The following is a 16,034-nucleotide window of genomic DNA, read 5'->3' as shown; positions in this document are numbered from 1 at the left end:
GGGGGAAGGCGCGCAAGCGCCTCAGGGGGTGCAAGTTCTAGCTTTTACGTTCTTTTCCTTGGCGTACTTGTCCGCGTACTCCTTGACCAGCGGTTCGACCATGGACTTGTCGGCCTGGTACCAGTCGGAGACCACCTTCCACTTGGCGCCATCCCACTGGGCGATGCGCGACCAGTCGGTGCCCAGGTGGTTGTCGCAGCTGGTCTTGACGGGGCGGATGATCTTGCCGAAGCCCAGCTCGTTGAGGCGCTCCTGCGTGAGGTTCAGGTTCTCCAGGCCCCAGCGCACCTGCTCGGAGGTCATGACCTTGCCCTTGCCGTATTTTTCCTGTGCCGTGCGGATGGCCTCCACCTGCAGCATGGAGATCACCATGCCGCGCGTATGGGCCATGGCGCCCAGTTCCTTGGCGTCGGTGGCCGTGCCCTGGCCCTTGTCGTAGACCATGGCCTTGACCTCGTCGTGCACCTTGTCGTGCTCGGCCGTGTTGTGGATGGTCACGGTGTTGTAGCCCTTGGCGCCGGCGCCGATGTCCTTCACGTCATGGTCCGAGCCGGCCCACCAGATGGAGTACATCTTCTCGCGCGGGTAGCCGGTGGCCTGCGCCTCGCGCACGGCCGTGGGCGTCATCACGCCGGCCGACCACAGCAGCACGTAGTCGGGGCGCTGCTGGCGGATCTGCAGCCAGGTGGACTTCTGCTCCACGCCGGGCGCCGTCACGGGCAGCAGCGTCAGGTCGAAGCCTTCCTTGGCGGCGCGCTTTTGCAGCAGCGGAATGGGTTCCTTGCCATAGGGCGAGTCGTGGTAGACCAGGGCGATCTTCTTGCCCTTGAGGCTGCCCTTTTCCTTCTTGAGGATGTCCTGGATGATGGAGTCGGCCGCCGTCCAGTAGTTGCCCAGCAGCGGGAAGTTCCACTCGAAGACCTTGCCGTCGGCCGACTGCGACAGGCCGTAGCCCGTGGTGATGATGGGCATCTTGTCGCCGGGCGCCTTGTCCGTCACGGCGAACGTGATGCCGGTGGACTGCGGATCGAAGCCCGCCGCGCCGCCGCCCTTGCCCTTCAGGCGCTCATAGCACTCCACGCCCTTGGCCGTGTCGTAGGCCGTCTCGCATTCCTCGTAGGCGATCTTCACGCCATTGATGCCGCCCTTGGCGTTGACCAGCTTGATGTAGTCCTGCTTGCCATCGGCCCATGGAATGCCCAGCGGAGCGAACTGGCCCGTGCGGTAGACCAGCAGCGGCACGAACTGGTCCTGGGCCTGGACGGCGGGGGCGGCCACGAGGCCGCCGATTCCGGCTGCGACGGTGGCGGCGGCGATGGCGACTTTCTTGAACATCATGACGTTGTCTCCTAGTTGGCTGGGGAAGATTCCCCGGTTATCCGGCACTCTGTGGCGCCCTGTCTCGATACAGATCAACTCAATGCGGGAAGGGCCAGACGCGAAGCTTCTGGCGGGCTGTGGCCCACAGCTTCGCGAGTCCGTGCGGCTCCACGATCAGGAAGAACACGATCAGCGCACCGAAGATCATGTGCTCCAGGTAGGTCGCCGTGGCCGTGGACAGCGGCAGGCCCAGCCAGTGAGGCACCTGGGTGAGCAGCAGCGGCAGCAGCACGAAGAAGGCCGCGCCGAAGATGCTGCCGACCACCGAACCCAGGCCGCCGATGATGATCATGAACAGCAGTTGCAGCGAGCGGTCCAGGCTGAATGCCGCAGGCTCCCAGGCACCCAGGTGTACGAAGCCCCACAGCGCGCCGGCCACGCCGACGATGAAGCTGCTCACGGCAAAGGCGCTGAGCTTGGCGTAGGTCGGGCGGATGCCGATCACGCTGGCGGCCACGTCCATGTCGCGCATGGCCATCCATTCGCGGCCGATGGCGCCCCGCACCAGGTTCTTGGCGGCCAGGCCCAGCAGGCACAGGATGCCCAGGCACAGCAGGTACTTTTCCATGGGCGTGTCGATCTTCCAGCCCATGATGGACAGCGGACCTGCGCTCACCGAGCCCGAGGAGGAGTTGTTCGTCACCCAGGCGGCGCGGCTGGTCAGCCAGTCCACGAAGAACTGGGCGGCCAGCGTGGCCACGGCCAGGTACAGGCCGCGGATGCGCAGGCTGGGCAGGCCGAAGATCACGCCGAAGACCATGGCCAGCACGCCGCCACCGATCAGGGCCACCAGCAGCGGCATGCCCTCGAAACGCACCTGCAGGTTGTAGGCCGCATAGGCGCCCACGGCCATGAAGGCGCCCGTTCCCAGAGAGATCTGGCCGCAGTAGCCGACCAGGATGTTCAGCCCCAGCGCCGCCAGCGACATGATCAGGAAGGGGATCAGCACGGCCTGGAAGGTGTAGTCGCTGACGCTGAAGGGAATCACCAGGAAGGCGACGGCCAGCAGCGCCACGATGGCCCAGCGGTCCTGGGCGACGCCGAAGATCTGCTGGTCGGATGCGTAGGTCGTCTTGAATTGACCGTTCTCACGATAAAACATGTGCAGGTTCTCCGTAATGGTCAAACGCGATCAATGATTTTGTCGCCGAACAGCCCCTGGGGCCGCACGAGCAGGAAGCACAGGGCCAGGCCGTAGGCGAACCAGGTCTCGATGCCGCCGCCGACCATGGGGCCCAGGTAGACCTCGGAGAGCTTCTCGCCCACGCCGATGATCAGGCCGCCGATGATGGCGCCGGGCAGCGAGGTCAGGCCGCCCAGGATCACCACGGGCAGGGCCTTCAGGGCCACCAGCGACAGCGAGTACTGCACGCCCAGCTTGGAGCCCCAGATGATGCCCACCACCAGGGCCACGCCGCCGGCCACCGACCAGACGATGACCCAGATGCGCGACAGCGGGATGCCGATGGACTGCGCCGCCTGGTGGTCGTCGGCCACGGCGCGCAGCGCGCGGCCGGTCTTGGTCTTCTGGAAGAACACGCTGAGCGCGGCCACCAGCAGCGCGGCGATGCAGGCCGCATACAGGTCTTCCTGGCTCAGCAGCACGCCGCCCTCGAACAGGCCGTCGAGGATGAACATGGGGTCCTTGGGCATGCCCACGTTGATGCTGTAGACGGCGCTGCCGAAGATCATCGGGCCCAGTCCGTCGAGCAGGTAGGCGATGCCCAGCGTGGCCATCAAGAGCGTGATGGGCTCCTGGTTGACCAGGTGGCGCAGCGCCAGCCGCTCGATCACCCAGGCCACGACCACCATGATGGCCAGCGACACGCAGATGGCCAGCAGGTTGGTGAACCAGCCCGGCTCCATGCCGATCCACTTCGGGATCCACTCGGAAAAGCGCGCCATGGCCAGGGCCGAGAACAGCACCATCGCGCCCTGGGCGAAGTTGAACACGCCCGAGGCCTTGAAGATCAGCACGAAGCCGATGGCGATCAGCGCGTACAGCGTGCCCACCATGAGGCCGCCGAACAAGGTTTCCAGAAAAAATCCCATGTCAGTCCCCTCAGTGGCTGGTGCCAAGGTAAGCGCGGATCACGTCTTCGTTCTGGCGCACCTCGTCGGGTGCGCCGTCGCCGATCTTCTTGCCGTAGTCCAGCACCACGACGCGGTCGCTGATGTCCATGACCACGCCCATGTCGTGCTCGATCAGCACGATGGTGGAGCCGAACTCGTCGTTCACATCGAGGATGAAGCGGCACATGTCCTGCTTTTCCTCCACGTTCATGCCGGCCATGGGCTCGTCCAGCAGCAGCACCTGCGGCTGCATGGCCAGGGCGCGGCCCAGGTCCACGCGCTTTTGCAGGCCGTAGGGCAGCTGGCCCACGGGGGTCTTGCGGTAGGCCTGGATCTCCAGGAAGTCGATGATGTGCTCGACGAACTCGCGGTGGCGGATCTCCTCGCGCTGGGCCGGGCCCAGGCGCAGGGCCTGCATCAGGATGCCGCTTTTGATCTGCAGGTTGCGGCCGGTCATGATGTTGTCGATCACGCTCATGCCCTTGAACAGCGCCAGGTTCTGGAAGGTGCGCGCCACGCCCATCTCGGCCACCTGGCGGCTGTTCATGTGGCTGAAGGTCTTGCCCCGGAAGGTGATCGATCCCTCGGACGGGGTGTACACGCCGTTGATGCAGTTGAGCATGGAGCTCTTGCCCGCGCCGTTGGGGCCGATGATGGAGCGGATCTCGTGCTCGCGCACATCGAACGAGATGTCCGTCAGCGCCTTCACCCCGCCGAAGCGCAGGCTGATGTTCTTGATGTCGAGGATGACATCGCCGATCTTCTTGTGGGTCATGTCAGCGGCTCCGGTCAGGCCCTGGCGGTGGCAGCCACCGAATGGGTTTTGGCATCGATGATGGACAGCGTGGCGCTGACGCTGCCGGTGCGGCCGTCCTCGAACTTGACCTGGGTCTCGATGAACTGCTCACGCTTGCCCGTGTACAGCGCATCAACCAGCACGCCGTACTTGTCGGCGATGAAGCCGCGGCGCACCTTGCGCGTGCGGGTCAGCTCGTCGTCGTCGGGGTCCAGCTCCTTGTGCAGCACCAGGAAGCGCGCCACCTGCGTGTCGGCCATGCCGGCTTCGGCGGCCAGGTCGGCGTTCACCTGGGCCACGCAGTCGGCCACCATCTCCAGCACCTTGGCCTTCGATGCCAGGTCCACATAGCCGCCGTAGGGCAGGCCCTGGCGCTCGGCCCAGTTGCCCACGGCCTCGTAGTCGATGTTGATGAAGGCGCAGACCTGGTCGCGACCGTGGCCGAAGCACACGGCCTCCTTGATCTGGGGGAAGAACTTGAGCTTGTTCTCGATGTAGTTGGGCGCGAACATGGCACCCCGGCTGGTCTTGCCCACGTCCTTGGCGCGGTCGATGATGCGCAGCTGGCCGCTGGCGTCGATCACGCCGGCATCGCCCGTATGGAACCAGCCGTCGGCATCCACCACTTCGGCCGTGGCATCGGGGCGCTTGTAGTACTCCTTGAGCACGGACACGCCCTTGAGCAGCACCTCGCCGTTGTCGGCGATCTTCAGCTCGATGCCCGGTGCGGCCTGGCCCACGCTGCTCAGTTCCACCTGCCCGTCGCGCTGTATGCACACATAGGCGCAGGTCTCGGTCTGGCCGTAGAGCTGCTTGAGATTGATGCCGATGGAGCGGAAGAAGCGGAACAGCTCGGGCCCGATGGCCGCGCCCGCCGTATAGGCCACGCGGATGCGCGACAGGCCCATGGCATTGCGCAGCGGGCCGTAGATGCACAGGTCGCCCAGCGCGTACTTCAGGCGATCCAGCGCGCCCACCTTCTTGCCGTCCAGGATGTCCGATCCCACGCGCCGCGCCACGGCCATGGCGCGGCCGTACATCCACTGCTTGAACGGCGCGGCATCCTCCATGCGGATGGACACCGAAGTCAGCATGCCCTCGAAGATGCGCGGCGGCGCGAAGTAGTAGCTGGGGCCGATCTCGCGCAGGTCGATGGATACGGTCGAGGCCGACTCCGGGCAGTTGATGGTGAAGCCCGCCACCAGCCACTGCGCGAAGGAAAACAGGTGGTCGCCCACCCAGGCCGGAGGCAGGTAGGAGATCACGTTGTCGCCAGGGCCCAGGCGGTCCACCTGCACACCGCCGCGTGCCGACTCGCCAAAGCTGCGGTGGGTCTGGCACACGCCCTTGGGCTTGCCCGTCGTGCCCGAGGTGTAGAGGATGACGGACACGTCGTCGGGCGACAGCGCCGCCAGCATGGCATCCCAGGCGCCCGGGTGGGCGGCCTCCCATTCCTTGCCCTTTTGCAGCAGCGCCTCGGTGCTGATCAGCCCCGGCTGGTCGTAGTGGCGCAGGCCGCGCGGGTCGTCATAGATGATGTGGCCCAGGCCGCGGACGCTCTCGCGCACCTCCAGCAGCTTGTCCACCTGCTCCTGGTTCTCGGCGAAGGCGAAGTCGATCTCGGCATCCTCGATGACGAAGCGCATCTCGGCCGCCACCGCGTCCTGGTACAGCGGGATCGGCACGGCGCCCAGCGCCTGCACGGCCAGGAAGCCCATGTAGACATGGGGCCGGTTGTCGCTGATGAAGGCCAGATTCTGGCCGCGTGCCAGGCCCAGCGCCGCCAGGCCGCAGGCCATGTGGCGCACGGTCTGCGCGGCCTCGCTCCAGCTCCAGGTCTGCCAGATGCCGTATTCCTTCTCGCGCAGCGCCGGTGCCTGTGGGCGCTGGGCAGCATGCTGGAGCAGCAGGTGCGGGAACGTGGTCGTCATTCCATGTCCTTGGTTGTTCGTGGATGGTGGCCGCGTGGTGCAAATGCCCAGGCTGAGACCCACCGGCTTGGACTGCATCGTAGGACTGGCTTTGACGCCGTGGTGTCTGTTTGACGACAATCTTCGGGAAACTCATCATCGGGAAAACGCGCCGTAACAAATGGTGCCAAAACGGTCTCATTGCCCGTTGGGGGGCTTGCGCTCCAGCCCGTTCGCAGCGGGTCGCCGTCCTTCTGGAAATCCCGCTCACGCCAGCCACTGGCCTCGGGCAATGCTTGGGTGGTTTTGTTGATTCATCCGCGCACCCTCGCCGCGACTCCATGAGCCAAGAACTGTCACTGCACCAGCGCCGCCGTGCGCCCCGACCCGAGGAACTCGATGGCATTCCCTGGCTGGCCCTGCTCCAGCCCGCCGAGCGCGAGCGCGCGCACAAGGCGCTGGTCGTCGGCGACGCACAGTCCGGCGACTACGTCTGCCGCACCGGCCGCGCGCCCACCTACTGGTTCGGTGTGGTCGAAGGCCTGCTCAAGATGAACACCGATGGCGCCGATGGCGCCAGCATGACGCTGGCCGGCCTGCCTCCGGGCGGCTGGTTCGGCGAGGGCACGGCCGTCAAGCGCGAGCCCTACCGCTACAACGTGCAGGCCATCCGCAAAAGCGTGGTCGCCGGCCTGCCCATCGACACCTTCCACTGGCTGCTGGACCACTCCATCGGCTTCAACCGCTTCGTCATGAGCCAGCTCAACGAGCGCCTGGGCCAGTTCATCTCGGCCCGCGAAATCGACCGCCTCACCAACCCCGACCTGCGCGTGGCCCGCAGCCTGGCCGCGCTCTTTCACCCGCTGCTGTACCCGGGCGTGGGCGAGGTGCTGCGCATCACCCAGCAGGAGCTGGCCTACCTGGTGGGCCTGTCGCGCCAGCGCGTCAACGAGGCGCTGTCCGTGCTGCAGCGCGAAAACGCCATCGTCGTGGAGTACGGCGGCCTGCGCGTGCTCGACCTGGAAGCGCTGCGCAGCGGGCTGTTTGCGACGGCGCGGCGGGCGGCCTGAGCATGCGCGGCGTCCGCTTTGGCGCCGTACCCATCGGCATGGACCAGTACCGATGCATGTCGCCATGAAATTTTGAAAAGTATTGAAAATCGTAGTAGAACTACGATTGGAAGGAAATATCAAAGTTGCCCGTGTTTGGAATAAGTGCTTGAATCGCAGCATGACTACGACCGGGGCAAGCAAATTAAACGCGCTCTACACGCAGCTGCCTGCGGGCACACCCATCACCTCGCAGGATCTGGCAGGGCTGGGCATCTCCGCAGACCTGGCTGTCCACTACGTGCGCGCGGGCTGGCTGAAGCGCCTGATGCGGGGGGTCTTCTGCCGGCCCAACGACAGTCTGGCCCTGCATCCGAGCCTGGGCGTGCTGCAGCGCCGCCTGGAGGGCCTGCATGTGGGGGGCAAGTCGGCGCTGGACTGGTACGGCATGCGCCAGTATGTGGCGCAGCAGCCGGTGCTGCAGCTGTATGGCTGGGCCGCCGGGCAGCTGCCGCCATGGTTCACCGAGCGTTTTCCCGCTGAATACCACCGCAAGAGGCTGTTCGACGAGCAACCCGGTGCCTTGCTGCATGTCGGGCCCTTCGAACAACGCAGCGGTGCCGCCCAGGTCTCGGCGCCGGAGCGTGCGCTGCTGGAGCTTCTGAGCGATGTGGGCGTGCGCCAGCCGCTGCAGGAAGCCAGGGAGCTGGTGGAGAGCGCGTACAGCCTGCGCGCCGATGTGCTGCGTGAACTTCTGCAGCGCTGCACCAGCGTCAAGACCGTGCGCCTGTGCCTTCAACTCGGGCGCGAGGGGGCGCTGCCCTGGGCTGCAAGGCTCGATCCGGCCATGCTGCCCACGGGCAGCGGCCGGCCCTGGGTGTCCCGATCAGCCGATGGTCTGTTGGTGCTCAAGGCATGAACCAGACCTATCTCGATACCGCGCGCCTGTTGACACAGGTCGCGCCGCTGGTGTTTGTGGATGACACGTTCGCGCTGAAGGGCGGAACCGCGATCAACCTGTTCGTGCGCGATATGCCGCGTCTGTCCGTTGATCTGGACCTGGTGTTTCCCGACCACAGGCCGTCGCGCGATGAGGCGCTGCAACGGATCAATGAGGCCATCCGGCAAGCGGCAGAACGTCTGACGAAGCGGGGCTTCCAGACCCATGCGCCGGTGGCTGCAGCGGGCCAGACCAAGCTGCTGGTGCGCCGCGGTCCCGTGCAGGTCAAGATCCAAGTGAACTATGTCATGCGGGGCACGGTGCTGCCGGTGCGGCAGGCCTCGCTCACGCCAACTGCGCGCGATGTGCTGATGGCTGACCTGGAGATTCCCGTGGTCTCCGCAGAGGACGTGTACGGCGGCAAGCTCGTGGCCGCCCTGGATCGGCAGCACCCGCGTGATCTGTTCGATGTGATGCAGCTGTTCGCGCACGGCGGCATCACTCCTGGCATCCGGCGCGCGTTCGTGGTCTATCTGGCCTGTAGCAACCGGCCGTTGCACGAAGTGCTGTTTCCTCCCTTGCGTGATGTCCGGCACGATTTCGAAAACAACTTCCGGGGCATGACGGCCGAGCCTGTGTCGCTGCAATCTCTGCTCGCAGCACGCGAGCGGTTGCTGCGGGAGCTTCAGCAAGGGCTGGATGCCAGTGAGCGGCGCTTTTTGCTGTCGTTGGCCGCTGGAGCCCCCGACTGGCCGGCGCTGGACATCGCCCATCTCGAACACCTGCCCGGCGTGCGATGGAAGGTGCAGAACCTGGCGCAGCTGCGCACGTCCCATCCCCGCAAGTTCGCCGAGCAGGCGGACCTGCTGGCCGCACGGCTGGCCATCTGACGCCAGCACTGCACATTTTCAGATCACGCCCTCGCGCCGCAGCCTCTCCTGCTGCTGCGCATCCAGCCCCAATGCCGCATAGATGCGTGCATTGTCCTGGCCGGTGGCCGGGCCGCTGCGGGGCGAAGGGGCCTGGCGGCCGGTGAAGCGTGGCACGGGCGCGGGGGCGGCGAGGGGGCCCAGGTCGGGGTCGGGCAGCGCGATGAAGCTGCCGCGTTCCGCGAAATGCGGGTCCTGCAGCACGTCCTCGGCCGAGCAGACCTTGCTGAACGGGATGTCGTGCGCGGCCAGCGCGGCCGTGGCCTGGGCGCAGTCCAGGCCTGCGCACCATTGAACGATCAGCGCATCCAGTGCCTGCAGGTGGCGGATGCGCGCGGCGTTGTCCGCAAAGCGCGGGTCGGCGGCCAGGTCGGCGCGGTCCATGGCCTGGCACAGGCGCGCGAAGATGGCATCGCCCGTGGCGACCACGGTGAGCCAGGCGCCGTCGCGCGTGCGGTAGACGTTGGAGGGCGCCGTGTAGCCCGCGCACGATCCCGTGCGGCTGCGTGCCTGTCCGCCCAGCTGGTACTCGGCCGCCAGCGGGTCCAGCAGGCGCAGCATGGCTTCGGTGGCCGACAGGTCGATCTCCAGGCCGCGCCGTTCGCCTGGAGGCTGTGCATTGCGCTCGGCCAGTGCGGCCGCGATGGAGAAGGCGCCGAACAGCCCGGCCACGGCATCGCCCAGCGGGTAGTTCATGTGCTGGGGCGGGCCGCCCGCCTCGCCCGTGAGGTGGGCGAAGCCGCTCATGGCCTCGAAGATGCGCGCAAAGCCCGGCCGGCGCGCATAGGGGCCGGTCTGGCCGAAGCCCGTCAGGCGCAGCACGATGAGGCGCGGGTTGCGGGCATGCAAGGTGGCCAGGTCCAGCCCCCAGCGGTCCAGCGTGCCGGTGCGGAAGTTCTCCACGAGCACGTCGAAATCCTCGATCAGCCGCAGGAACAGCATGCGGCCCTCGGCCTTGCGCACGTCCAGCGAGATGCCCTGCTTGCCCCGGTTGGCGGTTTTCCAGAACACGGCGTGGCCGTCGTGCACGGGGGCCAGGCTGCGCAGCGTGTCGCCGCCGCCGGGCAGCTCCAGCTTGACGACGTCGGCGCCCAGGTCGCCGCACAGGGTGGCCGAGAAGGGGGCGGCCAGCACCGTGGCCATGTCGAGGATGCGCACACCCTCCAGCGGATAGCCTTGGCGCTGCATCAGTTGCCTTTCAGGTCCACGTTCTTCAGCACGGGCTCCCAGGCGCGGCGGTCTTCGGCCACGCGCTGGTGGAAGTCCGCCGCCTGCGTGGGCAGCGGCGTGGCACCCAGGCGCGCCAGCTTGTCGCGCGTCTCGGGCAAGGCCATGGTCTTGGCCAGCGCCTGGTTGAGCGTGGCCACGATCTGCTGCGGCGTGCCCTTGGGCGCGGCCAGGCCCACCCACAGGCCGGTGTCCAGCCCGGCCACGCCCAGCTCGGCAAAGGTGGGAATGTCGGGCGCGGCGGGCGAGCGGCTCTTGCCGGTCTGCGCCAGGATGCGGATCTGCCCGCCCTGCATGTAGGGCAGGGTGCCGCCCAGGTTGTTGCACATCACCGGGATGTGGCCGGCCATGAGGTCGTTGACGGCCGGGGCGTTGCCCTTGTAGGGCAGGTGCTGCATCTTGGTGCCGAGCCGGTGGTTGACCATCTCGCAGACCAGGTGCGAGGGCGTGGCCGTGCCGGCCGAGCCGAAGGACAGCGTGCCGGGCCTGGCCTTGTCGGCCGCCACCAGTTCGGCCAGCGTGCGGTAGGGGGTCTTGGCGTTGACGGCGATGACGTTGGGCAGGTCCGCCACCAGGCCGATGTACTCGTAGTCGGTCAGCGGATTCCACTTGAGGTTGGCGTGCACATGGGGCAGGAAGACATTGCTCAGGCCTGCCATGAGCAGGGTGTAGCCGTCGGGCGCGGCGCGGGCCACGAGTTCCGAGCCGACCAGGCTGCCCGCGCCCGGCTTGTTCTCCACCACCACGGGCTGTCCCAGGGCCTTGCCCAGTTCCACCGACAGCGCTCGGGCCACGAGGTCGGTGCTGCCGCCTGCGGGAAAGGGAACGATCACGCGCACGGGCCGATCGGGAAAAGCCGCTTGGGCCGTCTGTGCCGCTTGGGCAGCCTGCGCGCAGGCACACAGCGCAGCCAGCAGGCCCAGGTTGGCCAGGTGCTTCGAGGTGAGGGAGCGTGTCATGGGGGCCTCCGGTGTCAGGCGCTCTCGCGCAGCATGAGCTTGGCGATGTTGAGCTGGTGGATCTGGCTGGTGCCTTCGTAGAGGCGGAACAGGCGCACGTCGCGGAAGTAGCGCTCGATGGGGCTGAAGTCGGCCACATAGCCCGCGCCGCCGAACATCTGCACGGCGCGGTCGGCCACGCGGCCGCACATCTCGGAGGCGAAGTACTTGCACATGGAGGCGGACAGCGCCACGTCCTCGCCCCGGTCGCGGGCGCGGGCGGCCTCCAGGATCATGGATTGCGCCGCGAAGATCTCGGTGCGGCTGTCGGCCAGCATGGCCTGCACCAGCTGGAAGTTCGCCACCGGCTGGCCGAACTGCTCGCGCTGGCGCACATGGGCCAGCGCCAGGTCCAGCATGCGGATCGCCGGCCCCGTGCACAGCGCGGCCAGGTGCAGGCGCTGCTTGTTGAGCACCTTCATCACGGTCTTGAAGCCCTGGCCCTCGCGCCCGCCGATGATCTGGTCCGCCGGCACGCGGCAGTCCTGGAAATGCACGTCCGACACGGGCGAGCCCGCCTGGCCCATCTTGCGATAGGGCCGGCCTGTCACCAGGCCCGGCGAGCGCTCCACGAAGAAGGCCGTCAGCCCCTCGCTGCCCGTGCTGCCTTCGCCGGTGCGGGCGATGACGGTGAACACATCGGCCAGCGGCGCATTGGTGATGAAGCGCTTGCTGCCGTTGAGCACATAGTGGTCGCCCTCGCGGCGCGCCGTGGTCTGGATGTTGCTCGCCTCCGAGCCCGCGTCCGGCTCGGTCAGCGCCAGGCAACCCGTGAGCTCGCCGCGCGCCATGCGCGGCAGCCAGCGCTGCTTTTGCGCCTCGGTGCCGTCGGCCACGAGGGCTTCGGAGCCAATGCCGGTGTTGGTGCCGACGCGGGCCCGCAGCGCCACCGAGGCCTGGGACAGCTCGAAGGCGCAGCGCACCAGCTCCTCGGTGCTCAGGCCCAGGCCGCCGTAGGCCTGGGGAATGCTCCAGCCGAAATAGCCCTTGTCGCGCAGTTCCTGGACCACGGCAGGCGGGATCTCGTCATCGCGCTCGATCTGATCCTCCAGCGGATGCCAGCGGTGGCGCACGAAATGGCGGATGTCTGCAATCAACGCCTGCAGGCGGGCGTCGGCGGGCTGGGGGGTGAAGGTTGGGGCGTGGTTCATGGGCCGCACTGTAGGAAGCGCGGCCGGGAAGGCGGCAATGCTGTTTCAATTATTGAAACGCAGTTGCGGCCTTGTGGCCGCAGTCCGCACAATGGCGCCGTGCCCCACGCCCCCATTGCCCACCAACCCAGGGACTCGCAGGATGTCTGCCGCATCCGCGAGCAGGACCCGTATTTCGCGGGCACGCTGGCCAAGGGGCTGATGATCCTGCAGTGCTTCGTCAGCGACCCGCGCCCGCATGCCAACAGCGAGCTGGCCCGCCGCCTGGGCCTGCCGCGCCCCACCGTGTCCAGGCTGTGCCGCAGCCTGCAGACCATGGGCTACCTGGACCATGACGAGCGGCTGGACCGCTACTTCGTCGGCCCGGCCGCCGTCGCCCTGGGCTACCCCTATGTGATCAACACGCCGCTGCTGGGGCCTTTGCGCCTGCCCATGCAGGCCCTGGCCGACCGCGTGAAGGGGGCGGTATCGGTGGGCGTGGTCATGGACCTGGATGTGGTCTACCTGGATACCTGCGCCTGGGAAGGCGGCACGCTCAAGCGCCCCGGCGTGGGCGCGGTTCGCGGCGTGCTGGAAACGGCCATGGGCCGGGCAGGGCTTGCCCAGCTCGATGCCGGGGAACTGCAGCGCTTCCTGGACCGCGTGCGCAGCCAGCGGCCCGAGGAATATGCGCGCTGCAGGGACAACGCCAGCGAAAGCCTGGCGCACTATGCCGCCCGGGGCTTCGCGGTCAACATGGGCGACTCCGGCCTGGGCGTGTGCGCGGTGGGCGCGGCCTCCCGCATCCGCTACGGGTCGCGCCGGCTGCTGTTCAACTGCGCCGTGCCGGGCCTGCGCATGCCGGCCCGCACGCTGATCCGGGATGTGGGCCCCCAGTTGGCGCAGTTGGTGGCCCTGTGCGACCGGCTGCCCGTGGACCGCTGATCTGCGGGCCTGGCGCTTCAGAAGGCGGCCAGCACGATGCCGATGGCCAGCAGCACGCCGAAGGAGATCCAGCCGTTCTTCTGGTCCAGGCCGCCGATCTGGCGCAGCGCCTCTTCACGCGCAGCGCCCGCCAGGCCCATCTGGTTGACCTGCTGTACGCGCGTGACCAGCCACTGCAGGTAGGTGCGCTTGACAGTGAAGGAAATCGCCACCGCGATGCCGAGCACGCGGCCGGCGCCGCCCGTGCCGGGCATCAGCAGGTTGATGATCAACAGGGTGATGAAGGCCACCACGGCATAGGCGTAGACGCGGCGGGCAATGGCCCAGGACACGCCCATGAAGGGAATGGCCGTCCAGCAGGGACTGAGTGCGGCGAAGAATCCCTTTTTCCCGCCGACCATGCGCTCCCACAGCGGACGGTATTTGTCGGCATTCGGGCCGATGGCGGTCTCCATATCGGACCACTCGATTCCCGTCAAGTCCATTTTGGTGATGAGCAGTGCCTTGAATTGTTCTTTCAAGGGCATGGAATTCAATAGGTTGGGTGTATCGCTCATGGTTTTCCTTGTTGAATGAGGCGGGATTCCGGGCGTGATGGTCTGGATGCCGCAGCGGGCGCTGCGCGCAGGGCTGTTGTCTCGAAAGAGGGCCCCTGTCTCTGGACGGGCGCCATTCTATGGGGAGATACATGGGAAATGGCAAGCCCAATGGATTGGTTTGCAATGGAAAATGAATGAATGTGCTCGTGAGAAATACAGTTTTTTACATATTCAATGCCATGGGCTGTTATTTTTTCATTGGCCGGATGGCGAATTTTCGTGGCGAGTTGATTCATTCTGATCCATCTTTCATTGGGGATTCATATGAATATGCATATCGCGACGGATACAGCGAATGGGATGGGCCCGGGGGCCAGGTGCATTGCCATGGACGGGAATCGGGCTCGCACAACGGGTGTGCCGTCCTTCGTGCAGGCGCTTCGCTGCGGGGCCGCGCAGGGGTCCCGGCAGGCCGGGGCAGCGCGGGGCCGATAGCCGAGCGCAATGCCCGTATTGGCCGCAGGGCGCTGCCGCTGCAGGCCGTGCCGCGCGACAATGGCGGCCTAATGTCATCCCCTACTTCTTCCAAACCGTCCCGGCCCGGCGCCGACGAGGCGGCAGCGCCCTCCGCGCGCCCTGTGCTGCGCCGCCCCGAAAAGCCACAGGCCGAGCCGGCTGGCGATGCCCGCCGCCCCTCTGGTGGCGCAGGCAGATCTGCGGGCGCACGCGGCCCGCGCAACGACCGCAATGACCGCAATGAACGCGGCGGGCGCAATGAACGCGGCGGGCGCAATGAACGCTACGAGCGCTCCGACCGCCGTGACGCAGGCCCTCGCGGCGATGCCCGTGATGCGGCACCCCGCGGCGAGCGCCCGCGCAGCAGCGGTTTCGGCCGTGCCGAGGACCTGGACCGTTCCCAGCCGCGTGGCGACTGGCGTGGCCAGGGCGGCGGCGAAAACCGTGCCCCGCGCGAGCAGCGCGATCCCCGTGATGCGCGTGACACGCGCCATGCGGGCGACATGCGCGACTCCCGTCCCCCGCGTCCGCCCCGCCCGGATGATCGCCGCGACCGGCCCTATGGCCAGCGCGACGAGCGTCCGCGTGATGGGCAACGTGACGGCCCCCGGGAGGGCGGCTTCCGTGATCGCCCCCGTGACGACGCCCGGGGTCCCCGCCGTGATGACGCCCGCGGCCCGCGCCGCGATGCGCCGGCCCAGGCCGAACCCGCCTACCGTCCGCTCAGCGGCATCCGCACCTACCGTCCCGCCGACGGTGGCGCCAGCCGCGAGATTCCCGTCAAGCGTGCCCCCGCGCCCGTGCAGGAGCAGGTTCCGGGCGCCGTGCGCATCAACAAGCGCCTGGCCGACATGGGCCTGTGCTCGCGCCGCGAGGCCGACGAGTGGGTGGACAAGGGCTGGGTCCGCGTCAACGGCGAACTCGCCGTCATGGGCCAGAACGTGGTGGCCGCCGACCGCATCACGGTCGAGCGCGAGGCACGTGACCGCCAGGACCAGCAGGTCACCATCCTGATCCACAAGCCCATGGGCTACGTCAGCGGACAGGCCGAGGATGGCCACGAGCCCGCCGTGGTCCTGGTCACTCCCCAGAACCACTGGAACCAGGACACCAGCCGCACGCGCTTCAACTTCGCGCAGCTCAAGGGCCTGGCGCCCTGCGGCCGGCTGGACATCGATTCCGTGGGCCTGCTGGTCATGACCCAGGATGGCCGCGTGGCGCGCCAGATCATTGGCGAAGACTCGGAGATGGACAAGGAGTACCTGGTACGCGTGACCTACGGCGACCGCGACATCGACGTGCAATCCGTGTTCCCGGCCGAGCAGCTGGCACGCCTGTGCCATGGCCTGTCGCTGGACGGCGAGGAACTCAAGCCCGCCAAGGTGGACTGGCAGAACCCCGAGCAGCTGCGCTTCGTGCTGACCGAAGGCAAGAAGCGCCAGATCCGCCGCATGTGCGAACTGGTGGGCCTGCGCGTGGTGGGCCTCAAGCGCATCCGCATCGGCCGCGTGACGCTGGGCAACCTGCCTGTGGGCCAGTGGCGCTATCTGGGTGCACACGAAGGCTTTTAGCACCCCCTGAGCGGCTTGCGCCGCTTCCCCC

General features: G+C 67.4%; 15 protein-coding genes. 5 read left to right on the top strand and 10 right to left on the bottom strand.

Translation table 11 applies throughout. From position 1 onward, the window contains the following. Positions 1-21 precede the first annotated feature (21 nt). The 5 genes from DTS01S_RS01205 to DTS01S_RS01185 form a co-directional block, all read right to left on the bottom strand. Entirely contained in the window at positions 22-1,338 is a 1,317-nt protein-coding gene (locus tag DTS01S_RS01205) for an ABC transporter substrate-binding protein (protein WP_016446596.1), read from the bottom strand. Positions 1,339-1,417: 79 nt separating this feature from the next. Continuing rightward, on the bottom strand, positions 1,418-2,482 hold the full coding sequence (locus tag DTS01S_RS01200) for a branched-chain amino acid ABC transporter permease (protein WP_016446595.1): 1,065 nt from the start codon (positions 2,480-2,482) through the stop codon (positions 1,418-1,420). Between the two features lie 20 nt (positions 2,483-2,502). Continuing rightward, positions 2,503-3,432 (bottom strand): branched-chain amino acid ABC transporter permease, encoded by a 930-nt coding sequence (locus DTS01S_RS01195; RefSeq protein WP_016446594.1) that lies wholly within the window; start codon positions 3,430-3,432, stop codon positions 2,503-2,505. 10 nt (positions 3,433-3,442) lie between these two features. After that, positions 3,443-4,228, bottom strand: coding sequence for an ABC transporter ATP-binding protein (locus DTS01S_RS01190; protein WP_013804350.1), 786 nt, complete (start codon positions 4,226-4,228; stop codon positions 3,443-3,445). A 14-nt stretch (positions 4,229-4,242) separates the two neighbouring features. After that, the gene (locus DTS01S_RS01185; protein WP_017405426.1) at positions 4,243-6,180 is read right to left on the bottom strand and encodes an AMP-dependent synthetase/ligase; all 1,938 of its coding nucleotides are present in this window, start codon (positions 6,178-6,180) and stop codon (positions 4,243-4,245) included. A gap of 320 nt (positions 6,181-6,500) precedes the next feature. Between DTS01S_RS01185 and DTS01S_RS01180 the strand changes: the two genes are divergently transcribed. From DTS01S_RS01180 to DTS01S_RS01170, 3 genes are all read left to right on the top strand, one after another. After that, positions 6,501-7,229: a Crp/Fnr family transcriptional regulator gene (locus DTS01S_RS01180; RefSeq protein ID WP_016446592.1), complete on the top strand. Its 729-nt coding sequence runs from the start codon at positions 6,501-6,503 to the stop codon at positions 7,227-7,229. A gap of 160 nt (positions 7,230-7,389) precedes the next feature. Next, on the top strand, positions 7,390-8,127 hold the full coding sequence (locus tag DTS01S_RS01175; protein WP_017405425.1) for a type IV toxin-antitoxin system AbiEi family antitoxin: 738 nt from the start codon (positions 7,390-7,392) through the stop codon (positions 8,125-8,127). Further along, complete coding sequence (locus DTS01S_RS01170) at positions 8,124-9,038, top strand: nucleotidyl transferase AbiEii/AbiGii toxin family protein (RefSeq protein WP_017405424.1); 915 nt, start codon at positions 8,124-8,126, stop codon at positions 9,036-9,038. Before DTS01S_RS01175 ends, DTS01S_RS01170 begins: the two co-directional genes overlap by 4 nt. Before the next feature lie 18 nt (positions 9,039-9,056). Here DTS01S_RS01170 and DTS01S_RS01165 read toward each other — a convergent pair whose 3' ends face one another. The 3 genes from DTS01S_RS01165 to DTS01S_RS01155 are packed head-to-tail and all read right to left on the bottom strand — an operon-like array spanning position 9,057 to position 12,453. Continuing rightward, positions 9,057-10,265, bottom strand: a complete 1,209-nt coding sequence (locus DTS01S_RS01165; RefSeq protein ID WP_017405423.1) for a CaiB/BaiF CoA transferase family protein — start codon at positions 10,263-10,265, stop codon at positions 9,057-9,059. Beyond that, positions 10,265-11,263 carry a Bug family tripartite tricarboxylate transporter substrate binding protein gene (locus DTS01S_RS01160; protein WP_017405422.1) on the bottom strand — a complete coding sequence of 333 codons (999 nt, stop codon included), beginning with the start codon at positions 11,261-11,263 and terminating at the stop codon, positions 10,265-10,267. The genes DTS01S_RS01165 and DTS01S_RS01160 overlap by 1 nt, the downstream gene beginning before the upstream one ends. 14 nt (positions 11,264-11,277) lie before the next feature. After that, positions 11,278-12,453, bottom strand: coding sequence for an acyl-CoA dehydrogenase family protein (locus DTS01S_RS01155; RefSeq protein ID WP_061287189.1), 1,176 nt, complete (start codon positions 12,451-12,453; stop codon positions 11,278-11,280). A 99-nt stretch (positions 12,454-12,552) separates the two neighbouring features. Between DTS01S_RS01155 and DTS01S_RS01150 the strand changes: the two genes are divergently transcribed. Further along, positions 12,553-13,377 carry an IclR family transcriptional regulator gene (locus tag DTS01S_RS01150; RefSeq protein WP_017405420.1) on the top strand — a complete coding sequence of 275 codons (825 nt, stop codon included), beginning with the start codon at positions 12,553-12,555 and terminating at the stop codon, positions 13,375-13,377. Between the two features lie 17 nt (positions 13,378-13,394). Here the strand turns inward: DTS01S_RS01150 and DTS01S_RS01145 are convergent, their stop codons facing one another. Both DTS01S_RS01145 and DTS01S_RS30265 read right to left on the bottom strand, forming a co-directional pair. After that, on the bottom strand, positions 13,395-13,934 hold the full coding sequence (locus tag DTS01S_RS01145) for a hypothetical protein (RefSeq protein ID WP_016446585.1): 540 nt from the start codon (positions 13,932-13,934) through the stop codon (positions 13,395-13,397). After that, complete coding sequence (locus DTS01S_RS30265; RefSeq protein WP_139223827.1) at positions 13,931-14,212, bottom strand: hypothetical protein; 282 nt, start codon at positions 14,210-14,212, stop codon at positions 13,931-13,933. The genes DTS01S_RS01145 and DTS01S_RS30265 overlap by 4 nt, the downstream gene beginning before the upstream one ends. Before the next feature lie 270 nt (positions 14,213-14,482). Between DTS01S_RS30265 and DTS01S_RS31040 the strand changes: the two genes are divergently transcribed. Beyond that, positions 14,483-16,003, top strand: coding sequence for a pseudouridine synthase (locus DTS01S_RS31040; protein WP_370671605.1), 1,521 nt, complete (start codon positions 14,483-14,485; stop codon positions 16,001-16,003). Positions 16,004-16,034: the final 31 nt, after the last annotated feature.

Source organism: Delftia tsuruhatensis NBRC 16741 (assembly GCF_001571325.1).
Classification (GTDB): Bacteria; Pseudomonadota; Gammaproteobacteria; order Burkholderiales; family Burkholderiaceae_C; genus Comamonas; species Comamonas tsuruhatensis.
This window is presented reverse-complemented; position numbering and strand designations above follow the sequence as displayed.

What these genes read in the sequence shown, in the direction of transcription:
- DTS01S_RS01205 (WP_016446596.1), bottom strand. Translation starts at nt 1,338, where the DNA reads ATGATGTTCAAGAAAGTCGCCATCGCCGCCGCCACCGTCGCAGCCGGA.
- DTS01S_RS01200 (WP_016446595.1), bottom strand. Translation starts at nt 2,482, where the DNA reads ATGTTTTATCGTGAGAACGGTCAATTCAAGACGACCTACGCATCCGAC.
- DTS01S_RS01195 (WP_016446594.1), bottom strand. Translation starts at nt 3,432, where the DNA reads ATGGGATTTTTTCTGGAAACCTTGTTCGGCGGCCTCATGGTGGGCACG.
- DTS01S_RS01190 (WP_013804350.1), bottom strand. Translation starts at nt 4,228, where the DNA reads ATGACCCACAAGAAGATCGGCGATGTCATCCTCGACATCAAGAACATC.
- DTS01S_RS01185 (WP_017405426.1), bottom strand. Translation starts at nt 6,180, where the DNA reads ATGACGACCACGTTCCCGCACCTGCTGCTCCAGCATGCTGCCCAGCGC.
- DTS01S_RS01180 (WP_016446592.1), top strand. Translation starts at nt 6,501, where the DNA reads ATGAGCCAAGAACTGTCACTGCACCAGCGCCGCCGTGCGCCCCGACCC.
- DTS01S_RS01175 (WP_017405425.1), top strand. Translation starts at nt 7,390, where the DNA reads ATGACTACGACCGGGGCAAGCAAATTAAACGCGCTCTACACGCAGCTG.
- DTS01S_RS01170 (WP_017405424.1), top strand. Translation starts at nt 8,124, where the DNA reads ATGAACCAGACCTATCTCGATACCGCGCGCCTGTTGACACAGGTCGCG.
- DTS01S_RS01165 (WP_017405423.1), bottom strand. Translation starts at nt 10,265, where the DNA reads ATGCAGCGCCAAGGCTATCCGCTGGAGGGTGTGCGCATCCTCGACATG.
- DTS01S_RS01160 (WP_017405422.1), bottom strand. Translation starts at nt 11,263, where the DNA reads ATGACACGCTCCCTCACCTCGAAGCACCTGGCCAACCTGGGCCTGCTG.
- DTS01S_RS01155 (WP_061287189.1), bottom strand. Translation starts at nt 12,453, where the DNA reads ATGAACCACGCCCCAACCTTCACCCCCCAGCCCGCCGACGCCCGCCTG.
- DTS01S_RS01145 (WP_016446585.1), bottom strand. Translation starts at nt 13,934, where the DNA reads ATGAGCGATACACCCAACCTATTGAATTCCATGCCCTTGAAAGAACAA.
- DTS01S_RS30265 (WP_139223827.1), bottom strand. Translation starts at nt 14,212, where the DNA reads ATGAATCAACTCGCCACGAAAATTCGCCATCCGGCCAATGAAAAAATA.
- DTS01S_RS31040 (WP_370671605.1), top strand. Translation starts at nt 14,483, where the DNA reads ATGTCATCCCCTACTTCTTCCAAACCGTCCCGGCCCGGCGCCGACGAG.